Annotated in this window: 11 protein-coding genes and 1 pseudogene; 7 read left to right on the plus strand and 5 right to left on the minus strand. The window is 72.7% G+C overall.

The features are described 5' to 3' along the window. Positions 1-64 precede the first annotated feature (64 nt). The 4 genes and pseudogenes from ACIODU_RS09665 to eccE all read right to left on the minus strand — a co-directional run. Positions 65-3814, minus strand: a complete 3750-nt coding sequence (locus ACIODU_RS09665) for an SCO5717 family growth-regulating ATPase (protein ID WP_401765807.1) — start codon at positions 3812-3814, stop codon at positions 65-67. A gap of 457 nt (positions 3815-4271) precedes the next feature. Beyond that, on the minus strand, positions 4272-4505 hold the full coding sequence (locus tag ACIODU_RS09670; RefSeq protein ID WP_161306834.1) for a DUF397 domain-containing protein: 234 nt from the start codon (positions 4503-4505) through the stop codon (positions 4272-4274). Between the two features lie 168 nt (positions 4506-4673). After that, positions 4674-5393 carry a hypothetical protein gene (locus ACIODU_RS09675; RefSeq protein ID WP_401765811.1) on the minus strand — a complete coding sequence of 240 codons (720 nt, stop codon included), beginning with the start codon at positions 5391-5393 and terminating at the stop codon, positions 4674-4676. Positions 5394-5452: 59 nt separating this feature from the next. After that, positions 5453-6739: pseudogene (gene eccE, locus ACIODU_RS09680) on the minus strand (type VII secretion protein EccE); the annotation flags it as partial. Positions 6740-6931: 192 nt separating this feature from the next. Between eccE and eccB the strand changes: the two are divergent. The 7 genes from eccB to ACIODU_RS09715 all read left to right on the plus strand — a co-directional run bounded on the left by eccB (position 6932) and on the right by ACIODU_RS09715 (position 14258). Next, positions 6932-8455 carry a type VII secretion protein EccB gene (eccB, locus tag ACIODU_RS09685; protein ID WP_401765814.1) on the plus strand — a complete coding sequence of 508 codons (1524 nt, stop codon included), beginning with the start codon at positions 6932-6934 and terminating at the stop codon, positions 8453-8455. A gap of 74 nt (positions 8456-8529) precedes the next feature. After that, a complete protein-coding gene (gene mycP, locus ACIODU_RS09690) occupies positions 8530-9783 on the plus strand; it encodes a type VII secretion-associated serine protease mycosin (RefSeq protein ID WP_401765817.1) in 1254 nt (417 codons plus the stop codon). A 217-nt stretch (positions 9784-10000) separates the two neighbouring features. After that, the gene (locus ACIODU_RS09695; protein ID WP_401765820.1) at positions 10001-10480 is read left to right on the plus strand and encodes a hypothetical protein; all 480 of its coding nucleotides are present in this window, start codon (positions 10001-10003) and stop codon (positions 10478-10480) included. 1 nt (position 10481) lies between these two features. Continuing rightward, positions 10482-12143, plus strand: coding sequence for a hypothetical protein (locus ACIODU_RS09700; RefSeq protein ID WP_401765822.1), 1662 nt, complete (start codon positions 10482-10484; stop codon positions 12141-12143). A gap of 49 nt (positions 12144-12192) precedes the next feature. Then, positions 12193-13458, plus strand: coding sequence for a S8 family serine peptidase (locus ACIODU_RS09705; protein ID WP_401765825.1), 1266 nt, complete (start codon positions 12193-12195; stop codon positions 13456-13458). Positions 13459-13551: 93 nt separating this feature from the next. After that, positions 13552-13911 carry a WXG100 family type VII secretion target gene (locus ACIODU_RS09710; protein WP_401765828.1) on the plus strand — a complete coding sequence of 120 codons (360 nt, stop codon included), beginning with the start codon at positions 13552-13554 and terminating at the stop codon, positions 13909-13911. A 47-nt stretch (positions 13912-13958) separates the two neighbouring features. After that, the gene (locus ACIODU_RS09715) at positions 13959-14258 is read left to right on the plus strand and encodes a WXG100 family type VII secretion target (protein WP_356430050.1); all 300 of its coding nucleotides are present in this window, start codon (positions 13959-13961) and stop codon (positions 14256-14258) included. Between the two features lie 116 nt (positions 14259-14374). Here the strand turns inward: ACIODU_RS09715 and ACIODU_RS09720 are convergent, their stop codons facing one another. Further along, entirely contained in the window at positions 14375-14860 is a 486-nt protein-coding gene (locus ACIODU_RS09720; protein WP_401765831.1) for a hypothetical protein, read from the minus strand. Positions 14861-14976: the final 116 nt, after the last annotated feature.

Consider the following 14976-nt stretch of genomic DNA (forward strand, 5'->3'; position numbering starts at 1 on the left):
AATACCCAGAGGGTCCGCTCCTCGAACCAGGAACGGACCCTCATTGGTATCTACCTCTGCCGCCTCACTGCTGAGGCGCTGGCGGCGCCTGCGGGGGCTGCTGCCAGCCGGGCGGGACGGCGGGGTGGCCGTGCTGGGGTTCGGGCTGGTGGGGCGGTTGTTGGGGAGCCTGCTGGGGTGACTGTTGTCCCGGGTGGGCGTACGGCGGCTGCTGCTGTGGGTGAGGCTGAGGGGCCTGATGCTGCTGTTGGGGCTGCTGGGGTGCGTACTGCTGCGGGTACTGCTGCTGCGGATAGGGCTGCGGGGCGTACGGCTGTTGCTGCTGCGGATACGGCTGCCCCTGCTGCGGCTGCCCCGGTCCGCCGCCCGGCCCCGGCATCGGAGGCGCGTACTGCGGGGGCGGGTTGTTGCCGTCCGACGTCCACAGCCCCTGCGCCTGCTGGGCCCGCGCGAAGTCCTCCGCGACCAGCGCGGAGAGGTGGAAGTACGCCTCACGCGTCTTGGGCCGCATCATGTCGAGGTCGACCTCGGCGCCGGCGGCGAGGTGTTCGTCGAACGGCACCACGACCACCCCGCGGCAGCGGGTCTCGAAGTGCTGCACGATGTCGTCGACCTTGATCATCTTGCCGGTCTCGCGGACCCCCGAGATGACCGTGAGGGAGCGCTGCACCAGATCGGCGTAGCCGTGCGCGGACAGCCAGTCGAGCGTCGTGGAGGCGCTGCTGGCGCCGTCCACCGACGGCGTCGAGATGATGATCAGCTGGTCGGCGAGGTCCAGCACCCCGCGCATCGCGCTGTAGAGCAGACCCGTGCCGGAGTCGGTCAGGATGATCGGGTACTGCTTGCCGAGCACCTCGATCGCGCGCCGGTAGTCCTCGTCGTTGAACGCCGTCGAGACCGCCGGGTCCACGTCGTTGGCGATGATCTCCAGACCGGACGACGCCTGCGAGGTGAAGCGCCGGATGTCCATGTAGCTCTGGAGGTACGGGATGGCCTGGACCAGGTCGCGGATGGTCGCCCCGGTCTCGCGCCGCACCCGGCGGCCGAGCGTTCCGGCGTCCGGGTTGGCGTCGATCGCCAGGATCTTGTCCTGCCGCTCGGTGGCCAGCGTGGACCCCAGCGCGGTGGTGGTCGTCGTCTTGCCGACCCCGCCCTTGAGGCTGATGACGGCGATCCGGTAGCAGGAGAGCACCGGTGTACGGATCAGCTCCAGCTTGCGCTGCCGCTCGGCCTCCGCCGCCTTGCCGCCGATCTTGAAGCGGGAGGCGCTGGACGGATTGCGACTGCTCTTCGCCTTCGGCTTGGTGTTGCGCAGGAGCCGGTCGGAGGACAGCTCGACGGCGGCGGTGTAGCCGAGCGGCGCGCCCGGCACGGACCGCTCACGCTGGTCGTGCGACACGGCGGACGGCCAGCCGGCCCCGGCGCGGGGGTCGACGGGAGGCGCGGCCTGGTGCGGCTGCCGCTGGTCCTGGCCGGCGGGCCGGGGGTGCGGCTGGGGCTGGTGCGTCTGCTGCGGGGGGATGTACGGAGCCGCCTGCGCGGGCGGCTGCGGTACGGGGCCGGGCTGCGCGGGGTAGTCGGGGTGCGGGAACCCGTAACCGGCCTGCGGCGGCACGGACGCGGGCGGGTAGGGGCCCGGCTGCCCGGGCTGCCCCTGGGGGAAGCCGTAACCGGGCTGCGGGGGTTGGGCGTTCGGCCCGGGGGCGGCGGGTGCCTGGGGTGCCGGGGGGCCGGGGTGTCCTGGCTGGCCCGGGTGGGGGAAGCCGTAACCCGTGGGCGGGGGTGGGGTGTTCGAGTCCGGTGCGGCGGATGCGTGGGGTGCTGTGGGGCCGGGGTGTCCTGGCTGGCCCGGGTGGGGGAAGCCGTAACCCGTGGGTGGGGGTGGGGTGTTCGAGTCCCGTGCGGCGGGTGCCTCGGGGCCGGGCTGGCCGTGCTGGGGGAAGCCGTAACCGGGCTGCGGGGGTTGGGTGTTCGGCCCAGGGGCGGCGGGTGAGCCGGGGTGCCCTGGGCCGCCCTGCTGCGGGAAGCCGTAACCCGGCGGCAGGGGCGGGGTGTTCGCCCCCGGCGCGGCGGGGGGCTGCTGGGCGGCGGCCTGACCGGGCTGACCCGGTCGTCCCGGCTGCGGGAAGCCGTACCCGCTGGTGTCCTGGTGCGGCTGCGCGGGCCAGCCGTACGGAGGCTGGGGCGCGGGGGGCTGCGGCTGCGGCGGTACGGGCCACTGGGGCGCGGCCGTCGGCGCGGCGGGCTGGAACGCGGGCGGCAGCGGCGGCAGCGCGACCGCCTCGGGGGCGGCCGGCGGCTGCGGCGACCACGGCGGGCCGGGCGCGGGGGGAGCGCCGGGGGCGGCGCTCGCCGGGGCGGAGGTGTCGGGAGCGGTCTGCCCCGCGCGGGCGGCGGGGGCCGGATCGTCCCCGTCGGCCGGGGCCTCGGCGGACGCCTCCTGGCCGGCCTCGGAACCGCCCTCCCGCTCCGGTCCGGCCTCGGGTGCCGATTCGCCCGTGGTCCTGTCCGGGGCCTCGGACGGGTCCGTACCGTCGGCCGGTTCGCCGCCGTTCGCGGAGCCTGTGCCGTCCCGGTCGGCGGTGGCGGGCACGTCCGTACCGGGCGCTCCGGTGCCGTCCCCGCTCGCTGCGGCCTTCGCCGCGTCACGTTCCGCGAACTCCCGCTTGAGCGCGGCGGGAGAGAACCGCATCGTCGCCCCGCTGTCCACCTCACCCCCGCCGAACGGCTCCGCCGCCGGGGGAGCTGCGGGAGCGGCCGGGGTGGCGCCCGGGCCGGTGCCGAGTACGGGAGGCCCGGAGGGCTGACCGGCGGCCGCGACGGGGCCCGGCGCGCCGGCCGGGGGCTGACCAGCGGTGGGAACGGGACCGGTAGCCGTGTCCGACACGAGTCCGGTGGCGGGTACGGGCCCGGAGGGCTGACCGGCGGCCGAGACGGGCAGGGGGTCCGTCGCACCGGCCGGGGGCTGACCAGCGGTCGGAACCGGACCGGCAGCCGCGTCCGGCGCGTGTCCGGCGGCGGGTACGGGCCCGAAGGGCTGACCGGCGGCCGCGACGGGGCCCGACGCACCGGCCGGGGGCTGACCAACGGTGGAAACCGGACCGGTAGCCGTGTCCGGCACTGTTCTGGCGGCGGGTACGGGACCTCCCGTCCCGACCGGACCCGTGACGGGATCGCCGCCGGGCACCGCGTGGGGAGCCACGACCGCACCGGCGGCCGTACCCTGCCCCGGCGCGGCGGCCTGCGGGCCCGTCAGAGGCGACGGGGTCGCGTCCGGTCCGGGTCCCCCGCCGGCGCCGGAAGCAGCGCCGGCGGCCGACGCGGGGCCGGGAACGCCGGACGCGGCCGGGTCTCCTGCCGGAGCCGGACCGGCGGCCGGGACCGCGCCGCCGGCCGATACCCGCTCGGGCGCGGCGCCCGACGCGCCCGTGGGCGCGCCTGACGGCGTCTCGGGCGACGAGGCCGTACCCGTACCCGTACCGGCGCCCGTACCCGTACCGGGCCCCGTCCCCGGACCCCGCCCCGGCGCCGGAGGCGCAAGCGTCCAGTTCGGCTCGAAGCCGCTCCCCGTCGGCAGCCCCGGCACCGCCACCGGCGCGCCCACCGGCGGCGGAGGCGGCGTCGGGTCGTACGCGGGCGCGGGCGGCCCCGCCGCCGCGCCACCGGCCGTGTCCCCCGGCGCGTTCTGCGTGTACCAGGCGGGAGGGGTGTAGTCGATGGTGAACTCACCCGTCACCTCGGGCTCCGCGTCGGACTGATCGTCCACGGGCGGCCGGTCCCAGCCTCCGCGGATCTCGTCCCGATCGCCGTTCACTTTGCCTCCTGAGGTGGTCGAGCACCCTTGTGCCGTGGTGGGCGGGGGCGGTCGTACCTGGTTGTCCGGTCCGCCCGGCTCTCCCCCTGGGCCCTGTCAGGACCCGGTGACGCGGCAAACACGTCTGCCGGTTCTCCTCCCGCGCCTCCACCCACCCTAATCGTCCCCGGCGTCGCTCCGGCAGGGCGGACGGGTCCGCCGGGGAGCGGCCCGTACGTCACGTCCTGCCCCCAAGTGAACACGTAAGGAACCCGGGTGGGTACAGCGATCGGTCAAATCGGTACATGTCCGCGGGAGATCGCGGCAGAACCCGCGCAGAACGGGCGTACGAAACGGACTTTGGCCCGCACCCCCCCGCACACCCCTCGTCCCCCCGAACGCCGGAGGGGCACGCCCCGAACGGAGCGTGCCCCTACCTGTTACCCGCTGTTCGCCGCCGGCCCCGGGCCGACCGGGCTCAGCGCAGATCGAACTCCCCGTCACGCGCCCCGAGCACAAACGCCCGCCACTCGGCCTCGGTGTACCTCAGTACGGTGTCCGGGTCCACGGACGACCGCATGGCGACGGCGCCTTCCGGCAGGTACGCGATCTCGACCCGCTCCTCGTCCGCACTGGTGCCGGGCGCGCTGTGCCACTCGACTCCAGAGATGTCCAGGGCATACAGCTCGTCCTTCTCCTGTGCGCTCCCCATCAGACAAGCTTCCTTTCGGTGACGGCTCGGTGACGCCCTCTTCCGGCTGTTCCGGTTCCTCCGGCATCTTAGGACGGTTGGCCGTACATCCGCGACGGAACGATTACAGCGCGTGCGGGCGGGGTAGGGAGGCGGGGCGGAGCGGGGCGGGAAGCCCGGGCGAAAAGGTCAGTCCATCCGGCGCGCCACGCCCAGCAGTCCCGTCTCCGCGTCCGTGGCGCTCGTCATCACCCAGTGGTGCTCACGCCCCGCGCACCAGAGCGTGACCCCGTCCGCCAGCGTGGGCAGCGCGTCGGTCTCGGCCCGCGACAGGCCCAGGATGCGGCCCACCTGCTCGGCCTCCTGCGGCGAGACCCGCTGGACGCCCACCAGCGTGGAGCCCCGCATCAACCGCGGTGCCACCGGGCTCATGTAGGGCAGCAGGGTCATCACCGACTGCCACGGCGAGGACACCACCCGGCCGCGCGGGGGGCGCATCCCGCAGTCCCGGATCACCACCACGGGGCTGCCGACCGTCGCGCCCATCGGCGGCACCCGGCCGACCTCGTGCAGCGTGACGCAGTCCAGGCCCGCGCCCGCGGCCTGCGCGAGCAGCGTCCAGGCCTGGGCGCGCCCGGTCTCGACCGCGACGCGCGCGCCGGTGGCCGCCGCGCGCAGCGCCAGCACCTGCGCCGTCCACAGGCCGCCGACCAGCAGGACGTCGTACGGTGTCGAGCGGTGGAACCCGACCATCTGCGGGCGGCCGTCGCCGTCGTCGCCGATCACCACACCGTCGTCCCCGACGGGCAGTGACAGCGCGCCGAGGTGGTCCAGCGCGATGGTGTGTCCCGCGTGGTGCGGGCCGCGCAGCCCCCGCAGGCCCCGCTTCGTACCGTTGGCGGTGGTCATCGCGCGCCTCCCAGGGGCAGTGTGGCCAGCACACCGGGCAGCTGCTCGCGGTCCAGCCGTACCAGACCGACCTTCGCGTGCCGCGCGGCCTGCTCCAACGTCCGACGTACACGCACCAGTTCGGTGTCCGAGCCGCCGGTGATCCGTACGTGCCCACCGAGCGACATCGTCCCCCGGTGAGCGCCCGGGCGCAGGGTCAGGCTGAAGGTGGTGGCGTACGCGGGAGCCGAGGTCAGCAGCGCCACCAGCTTGGGCAGCGGAGTGGCGCCCCGCCCCAACTCGGGCCAGCGGCCCACGGCATAGGTGGTGTGCCAGCGGTCGTCACACCGCCAGACCCGCGCCGTCTCGGCGGTGCGCCGCCGCGCCGCCGCGTCCGGCCGGCCCGCGCGGGCCGACAGTGCCGGGCTGGCGCAGGCCGACGTCGCGACGGCGGAGTTGAGCTCTTCCTGGTCCAGCACCACGGCCCGGAACCCGGCGCCGGTGATCCGGCTCGCGACATGGTCCGCCAGCCGCACCAGGCACCGCTGCGCCCCTTCGATCCCACCGCCGCGCGCGTCCACGGCCTCGCGGCACAGCTCCGGGTCCAGCTTGACCGCCACCCAGGTGAGCCGCAGCGCGGGGGCGCCGGTCTGCTCCTGGAGGGGGGCGTACGAGAGCCGGGCCACGGCCTGTTGGGGCAGGTGCGGCGCCGGTGCCGAACGCACCTGCTGCACCAACTGCACCGATTCCGGGGTGATGTCGTCCACGCTGAGGGCGTCCGCGAGCAGGGTGAGCGGCAGCGAGCGCGCGCCGAACACCGGGCGCAGCCCGTCGCCGCTGGCCTCGACCCGTACCACCACGGTCAGGAACGAGCCGTCACCGAGCATCCCGACCGTGCGGCGGTTCCGGTCGACGTAGGTGTACGGGCGGAATCCCGGCACGCTCTCCGCCACGGGCGCGAGCGAGGGGTCGACGTCGGGCCCGCACGGCTCGGCCGGCCGGGTGCGCGCCCGCAGCGCGAGAGCCGTCGACAACCAGTCCTGTACGGCGCGGCCCCGGCGGCGCGACACGGCGACCAGCACCAGCACACAGGCCACGGTCGCGGCCGGCACCAGCCAGAGCCCGCCGAGCGCCAGGCCGATGCCCGTCAGCGCGAGAGCGACCTCGACGAGCACCAACTGCCGTAGCTGGAAGGGCCCGAGGTGACCGGCCCGCGGACGGGAGCGCAGCGTCGTCCGCGCCGGAGCGACCCCGGGGGCCGGGCGCGCGGGGCCCGCCTCCGCGCGCCCGCGTCGCCACCGGCCGGACGGAGCCGGGACCCGTGCGGTGTCGCTCCGTCCGTCGCGCTCGCGCGTCGCCGTACTCATCCCCGCCGTGCCCCCTTGCGCCGTAACTGCCGTCCGTCCACGGGCGTTGACCGGTCGATCACCCTACCTGAGCGGTGGGACGCGAGCGCCGGCATGCATAGTAGGGGGCCGGCGCGACACACAGGTGCCTCCGGTGCACGAGGGAACCGGTCGCTCAGTGTCGCTCAGTGGGGGAAGAGGGACAGCGGACAGATGGCATCACGACGGGACGAACTCAACGCCTACACCTTCGCGAAACGAAGGCTGATCGCGCAGTTCGTGCAGCCGAACTCGACCGGTTCGGAAGAGGGCGCGCCCCGTCCGCTGCGTGCGGTGCTGCCCGGTGTCATCGTCGGTGTGGTGATCCTCGCGGCCTTCGGCGCGTGGGGGATGTTCAAGCCCGTGGCGCCCAAGGAGTGGGACGCGGTGAACGAGAACGTCATCATCGCCAGCAAGTCCACCACCCGCTATGTGGTGTTGCGGACGGGGAAGACGAAGCAGCTGCACCCCGTGCTGAACATGGCCTCCGCCAAACTCCTGCTCGACCAGGACAAGGGCAAGGTCATCAACGTCAGCGAATCGGTCATCGACCGCAGCGACCTCGCCCACGGCCCGACCGTCGGCATCCCCTACGCCCCCGACCGGCTCCCCGACGCCAAGGAGGCCGGGGCGGCCAAGCGTTGGGCGGTCTGCGAACGGCCGAGCGCGGGCGGGCGGGCCATCCAGAAGGCGGCGTTCGTCCTCGCCCAGCGCGAACAGGGCAGGACCGAGGGGGCGGACCGGCTGCGCGGTGGCGAACTCCTGTACGTCGAGGGCCCGGACGGGGTCCAGTACGTCGTGGACGCCGAGGGCAAGGCGTACCGGGTGAAGAAGGACGAGCTGCTCCTGCGCCAGGTGGTCGGCGCCGACCGCAAGCCGCAACGGGTCACCGCCGCCTGGCTGGAGACCCTGCACCGGGGCGGCACCATCGACTTCCCGGCGATCACGGGCATCCCCGGCGCCGACGCGAACGCCCCCGGCGCGCTGCTGCCGAAGGAGGCGAACAAGGTGGGCATGGTCCTCGTCGCCCCCGTCAACTCCAAGAACCAGCAGTACGTGGTGCTCCCGGGCCGGGTCGCCCCCGTCACGGACTTCACGGCGAAGCTGCTGCTCAGCAGCAAGGCACTGGTCACGGTCGGCCAGGCGGGCCGGGCCACGTCGGTCAGCCCCGGCGCCATCGAGCCCGGCGAGCCGTTCGGGCAGGACAAGGACTGGCCGCAGAGCGACCCCACCCCGGTCAACGAGGCGGGGACCGACGCGGGCAGCCGTAACACCGTGTGCAGTGTGCTGCGGAACGTGGACGGCTCCGGCGGCGCCACCACACTGAGCACCTGGGCGGGCACCGACTTCCCGAAGCCGCTGCCCACCGGCTCCAGCGCGTATGTCACCCCGGGCTCCGGGCAGTTGTTCCGGCAGTTCCAGGGGTCGTCGACCGCGTCGGGGTTCGTCTTCCTGGTCACCGACACCGGTTTGCGCTACGGCATGCAGTCCAACGGCGACAGCGCCGGGGACGAGCCCGGGATTGGAGCCGGTACGGCGCAGGAGCGCCAGGCGCGGCAGCAGGAGGCCCAGCAGGCGCAGAACCGGCTCGGCTACAAGGACGTCGCCCCCGCGCCGGTTCCCGCCGCGTGGGCCACGTTCCTGCCGACGGGGCCCCGGCTGTCGACGGCGGCGGCCCGGCAGATCCAGGGCTCGTGAGAGGGAGGGTGAGGGGGAGCGTGAGCGGGACGGGACGGGTGAGAGGGAGCGTGACGGGACGCTTGAGGGGGAGCGTGAGGGGAAGAACGCACCTGGCCGACCGACGGCTCCTCGCCGTCACCGCCACCGCGGTCACCGCCGCGGCGGCCCTCCTCGCCCTGCCCGCGTCCGCCGCGGCCGAGGGCCCCACCGACACCCAGTGCACGTTCCCCAGCAAGCCGTACGCGGGCCGCCCCTGGGCGCTGCAACGGGTGCTGCTCGACGAACTGTGGTCGCAGTCCACCGGCAAAGGGGTACGGGTCGCGGTCATCGACACCGGAGTCGACGTCAGGAATCCCCAACTCACCCCGGCCGTCGACGTGAAGAGCGGCCGCAACAAGATGAAACGGGGCCTGAAGGACGAGTTCGGCGGCGCGATCGAGCGCGGCAAGGAGGACGGCACCACGGACACCGTGGGCCACGGCACCAAGGTCGCCGGGATCATCGCCGCCCGCCCCCGCGAAGGCACCGGCTTCGTCGGCCTGGCGCCCGGGGCCACCATCATCCCCATCCAGCAGAACGACGCCGAGGGCCACGGCACCGCCGAGACCCTCGCCGACGCCATCACCTACGCCGTCGAGGCGCGCGCCGACGTCATCAACATCTCCCAGGACACGGCCAACGCCGTAGAGCCCGCACCCGAGTTGAAGCAGGCGGTGGACCACGCCCTCGACCAGGACGTCGTCGTGGTCGCCTCGGCGGGCAACGACGGCCTCGGCGGGAACGTCAAGGAGACCTACCCGGCCTCGTACGAAGGCGTGTTGGCCGTGGCGTCGTCCGACCGGAACAACGAACGGGCCGCCTTCTCCCAGTCCGGCCCGTTCGTCGGGGTCGCCGCTCCCGGCGTCGACATGGTCTCCACCGTTCCAGGCGGCGGCCACTGCGCCGACAACGGTACGAGTTTCTCCGCGCCGTACGTCGCCGGCGTCGCCGCGCTCATCAAGGGCAAGCACCCGGACTGGACGCGGAAACAGATCGTCGCCCAGATCGAGCAGACCGCGGAACGCTCCATCGCGGGCCATGACCGGCTGGTGGGCTGGGGAGTCGTGGACCCGGTACGGGCCCTGACCGAGGACGACAAGCCCCTCGACGCGCCGGTCGCCGACCGGGGCGCGGACCCGGTGGCGGCGCCCGAGGCGGCCGGGTTCCACGTCGGCGAGACACCGGAGGAACGCACGACACGCCTCGCGACGTACGTGCTCGTGGGCGCGGGAGTGCTGGTCGCGGCGACAGCGGGCGGCGCGGTGGCACTGCGCGACGCGCGGAGGCGGCGTACCCGGCACGCGTGAAACGCCGCGTGGGGAAGTTGCGCGTGCACACTCCCGCGCACCTCCGCACCGAACCCGTAACAGGAAGTCCCCCCGCGGACAACGCCCTTGGGGCTGTCGGAGCTGATCGCTAGAGTGAGATGTACAGATGCGGTTGGTGTGTGCGGCGCCACGATCGCAACGTAGGACCACTGAGGTGACTGAGGCAGTTGAGGTAAACGGGGAGAGGAACAAGGGCATGGTGATCCCTGCGGACGGCGGGGGAGGCGGGGGAGCCTCGACGGGTGGGAGCGACCTCGAACGCGGTGTCGGCGCGCTGAAACGCTTCCAGAGCCGGGTGAAGGACCTGCTGGCGGACCTCGAACGCGGGGCGGCCGGAGACACGAAGGTGGCGGCGCAGACGGTCGCCAGGACGTCGCTGAGCGGCGCCAACGCGGCATTCGCCGAGGCGGACGGGCTGTACGCCCAGTACAACCGCGTGCACCAGTCGCTCGTCTCGCTCTCCCGGACGCTCGGCGACCAGATCGAGACGCTGAGCATCGGGGTGCACGCGGCCGAGGTCGGGTTCGACAACGTGGAGGAGGACGTGCGGCGGCGGTACGTGGCGATCCAGGACCGTATCGAGCACGAGCAGAAGGCTCAGCGGGAGCAGAGCACGAAGACCGAGCACGGGGTCGGCGAGACGGACAAGTCGACCTATGACGACGGTTGGGGATGACATGACCGACGGGAAGCCCGAAGAACTCTCCCCCGAGGAACAGCACCAGCAGGACCAGGCGCGGGTCCAGGGTCAACTCGGTGCCATCGACATCACCCAGAGGGTGTCGTCGATCATGAGTGGCTTCTTCGGATCCGGTGGCGGCCCCGGCCCCTTCGCCAGGACCAGCTTCGAGGGCCACGACCTCAACGCCATGATCGACCTGGTGGAGACGGCGAACCCGGCGGATCTGGAGAACGCGGGCACCGCTCTCTGGAAGGCCAGGGACGCGCTCGCCGACGCGGCACAGGAGCTCCAGGACTACGTCGACAAGGTCGAGTGGAAGGGGCAATCGGGCGACGAGTTCCGCTCGTTCGGCCGAGGACTCGCCGAACACGCCCGGGGGCTGGGCGCGTTCGCCGATGTGGCCGCTACGCAGATCACCGCCGCCGGTACGGGCCTGGCGTCGGTGCACAAGTCCATGCCGCCCCGCGACACCCGGCTGCGCAAGCAGAGTGTCGAGGACATCGAGATCGTCAAGCAGGTGGACGGCAATCCGGACTACGAGGCCGCGAAGAAGGTGGAGCGGGACCGCCAGGAGGCCATCAACCAGATGAACCGACTGGCCTCGTTCTACGCGGTCTCCGAGGAGACCCTGGCGGCCCAGGAACCACCGAGGTTCGACCGGGTGCTCCAGGCGAACGTGCCCCCGCCGAGCACGGTGGGCCCGGTGGTCCGCGCCAAGAGCGCGAGGGACGTGGGCGACGGCCCGTCGGACGAGTCCGAGGTCTCGTCGGTGTCGGCCCGCTCCGACTCCCTCGGTGACGCGGACCGGTCGCAGAGGGATCTGGACACGGCCCGCCCGATCACCCCCGCGCCCGAGCGGGAGACGTCGGTGGAGATCGACAACGTCGTGGCACCGCCGGCTCCCCAGGCTCTCCCGGACGCGTCCACGCTCCCCTCCTCGACAGGAGGCCCCGGCTCCGGTGGCGGGACCGTGCCTCCCCCGGCGGGCGGCCCGGCGAACCTCGTCTCCCGGGGTGGACCCGGGGCGAAGGGCCCGCAGGGTTATGCCAAGTCGGTGGGCCAGTCGACCGGATCGCTCGGCAAGGGGGGTGGCCCGGCCGGACGGGCGCCGACGGCATCGGGCGGTTCCGGTACGGCCGGCCGGCCGGGGACCCTCGGCGGCGGAGCCGGAGCGGCAGGACGCGCTGGTGCGTCAGGCGCCGGTGGTACGGGCCAGACTCCGGCCGGTCGCGCGGGAGCGGGCCGTGGGAACGGCATCGTCGGCGGAAACCCGCAGCGCGCCGCCGGATCCACCGGTTCCCGTATGCCACGGGGGAACGTCATCGGCGGTGAGGGCGCGGCCTCCGGCCGTGCCACCGGCGGCAGGACCGGGCGGGGTGGTGTGGTGGGGGCGAATCCCGCGAACACACCGCGGTCCGGCGCGCGGGGCACCGCCAGTACGAACGGGGTGGTCGGCACGCCTCGCGGCGCCGCCTCCCGGTCCCGCCCCGGCGCGGGCTTCACCCAGGGCGGCTCGGGCCTCGTCCGAGGTCCCGGCGGCCGGCGGCCGGAGGAAGAGGAACAGGACGATGCCGTGTCGCGTCCTGACTACCTGACGGAAGACGAAGAGACATGGACGGCCGGCCGGCGCCCCGCCGGGCCGCCGGTGATCGATTAGGCGCGGAACAGGCACCGAGGAAGGTTCGGAAGTCAGGATGACGGCAGGAATGAGCCCCGCCCGTAAGCGCGGCGGCAGGTCCCGTCCCGTGCGGCGGGAACTGCTCTGCGTGGTGGCCGCGCTGAGCGCGTGGACCCTGGGCATCGCCGGTACGGCTCCGGACGCCTCGGCGGCGGACCAGCGGTCGAAGCAGTGGTACCTGGACGCGATGCATGCCGAGGACATGTGGAAGGTCACCACGGGCGAGGGCATCAAGGTCGCTGTCATCGACTCCGGCGTGAACCCGTCCACTCCGTCGCTCAAGGGCCAGGTGCTGAAGGGGATCGACGCCACCGTCGAAGGCGGCGGTGGCGCCACCGCCGACACGAACGGGCAGGGGACCACCACGGCCGAGCTGATCGCAGGTACGGGCAAGGGCGGCGGACTGCGCGGCCTGGCGCCGGGCGCCAAGATCATCCCGATCAAGCTGCCCCTTCTCAAGCACGACGAACTGCCCCAGATCAACGATCCGTTGAAGCGGGCCATCCGGGCCGCGGCCGACACCGACGCGCAGATCATCAACATCTCCGTCGGCAACGAGCATGTGATCGGCGTGGACATGTTCGGGCAGCACTCCGCACTGGAATACGCCCTGAGCAAGGGAAAGCTGTTGGTGGCGGGCACCGGCGACAATGCGAAGGAGGGGAACAAGGCGCAGTATCCGGCCGCGTTCGCCGAGGTCGTGGGCGTTGCCTCGGGGGACCGTAAAGGCGGTGTGGCCGACTTCTCCCAACACGGCAGCGACGTTGATATCGCTGCTCCCGGAACCGACATCCCCCGCTGGTGCGACGCGACGTTCAAGAGCTACTGCGACGATGGCGGTGGGGCAACCGCGTCCGCCGCGCTCACCTCGGCTTCGGCGGCACTCGTGTGGTCCCAGCACCCTGACTGGACCGCGAACCAAGTACTCCGCGTTCTGTACGACACGGCGGGCCGGGACTGGGGCAAGAAGACGCTCAGCACCTACCTCGGCCACGGCCTGATCCGCCCCCGCGAAGTCATCGTCGACGGCAAGGGCAACCCGGGCCCTCCCGACGCCAAGCTTCTGGCCGACGAGATCTTCCCCGTAGCCTCCCCGTCCACGTCCCCCTCCCCGTCCGCATCGGCTTCCTCACAGCCGGAGAAGGGCAAGCCCGGCTCCGAGGCCGTCGTGGCAGGCTCGGCCGAGAAGACGTCGGACGACGGGCAGTTGGGCCTGATCCTCGGCGGCGTCGCGGTGATGGTGGTCCTCGCGGGAGGGACCTTCGCGGTGCTCCGCAGGCGCCGTACGGCCTGACGACGGACCACGCACTCACGTACGTACATACACACTCCTCGACCGGTGGGACACCGACCCGCCGCGACCCCAGCTCCAGGAAAGGACCATCGCATGGCAGTCCAGAAGGTGAACGGTGTAGCGCTCAAGTCGCTCCAGGGCGAACTCACCAGGAGCTTCGACGACGTCAAGGGCCAGCTCCACAAGCTCCAGGCGACGATCGACAGCCTCGAAGGCCACTGGGCGGGCATCGGCGCCGGGGCGTTCAACGCCAAGCAGACGCAGATCAACAACAACATGGTCGGCATCGGCAACCTGCTGCTCAACTTCCAGGAAGCCATCGAGGCGGCCCGCACCATCGCCGGCAACACCGACGACGAGGTCGAGGCGGCCCTGCGCGGGGTGGACGTGGTGGACGGCTACTCGGGCGACGCCGGCGCGGAGAAGGCGACGTCCAACCTCAACCACTACTGACAGCCGACCCGACCGAGTGAACCAGTAAGCAGAGAGGCAGGACTTCCATGGCGCAGAACGACGGCACGATGATCGTCACGTACACGCGGCTCGACGAGGCCGCCCGGGACATCAAGACCCAGGCCGACCGGCTCGACCAGAGCCTCAAGGCCATCCAGGCGAAGATCCGTTCGGTCTCGGACCTCTGGGAGGGCGAGGCCCGCGAGGCGTACAACGGTGCCCAGGCCAAGTGGGACAAGGAGGCCATGGCCATCCACACGGCGCTCCTCCAGATCTCCCGCGCCGTGGCGGAAGCGGCTCCGGCGTACAAGGCCGGAGACCAGAAGGCGGCCTCGAACTTCCACTGACCGAGCGAGCAGAGCACAACCGGCACAAACGAACGAAGCGAAACAAGGCGGGGTGGGCACACGCGGGAGGCGCCCACCCCGCCTCGTTCGTGTGTACGGGCGCGGTGGTGCGGGGCCTACCCGAGCCTCCGCCGCGCACACTCGGCAGGACCCGCCACGCCCTCGGTGAACGCGGTGATCAGCTTCTTCATCCGCGTCTCGTCCTCCGTGCCCCGTGTGACACGTACGGAGGCGACGAGCCTCTGGTCCGGCCGCTTCGGATCCTGGCAGTCGACCAGCCCGATGCCGCCCTTGGCGGCGTATATGTAGCGCTTGTCCGGGGTCGTGCTGCTGTCCACTTCCACTTCGTTGTAGGGGGCGCCGGCCACCTCCCGCAACGTCTTCTCGTACCACTCCGTGCTCGCCGAGACGACCGTCTTCCCGTCCACGACCAGCCGGCAGCGCGTAACACCCTGGACGTCGTTCTTGGGAACGGAGGAGAGTTTCTTCCCTGCGGGAAGGAAGGGATCCAGCAGATCGGACGGCACGGCAACGTCGCACAGGCTGCTCGGCGTCGCGTATTCCTTCGCCGGCGACGAGCAGCCCGCAACGAGGAGACCCACGGCAAGCATTCCGACCACAGAGGCCGCCGCTCGACCGACGTACGGCTTTTGTTCTCCGGAAGTTCTCAAGATGACCTCACGGTATGGGGGGTGTGTGATCTTGGGCGAGGAGGCTG

Source organism: Streptomyces sp. NPDC088261, from assembly GCF_044740805.1.
Taxonomy (GTDB): domain Bacteria; phylum Actinomycetota; class Actinomycetes; order Streptomycetales; family Streptomycetaceae; genus Streptomyces.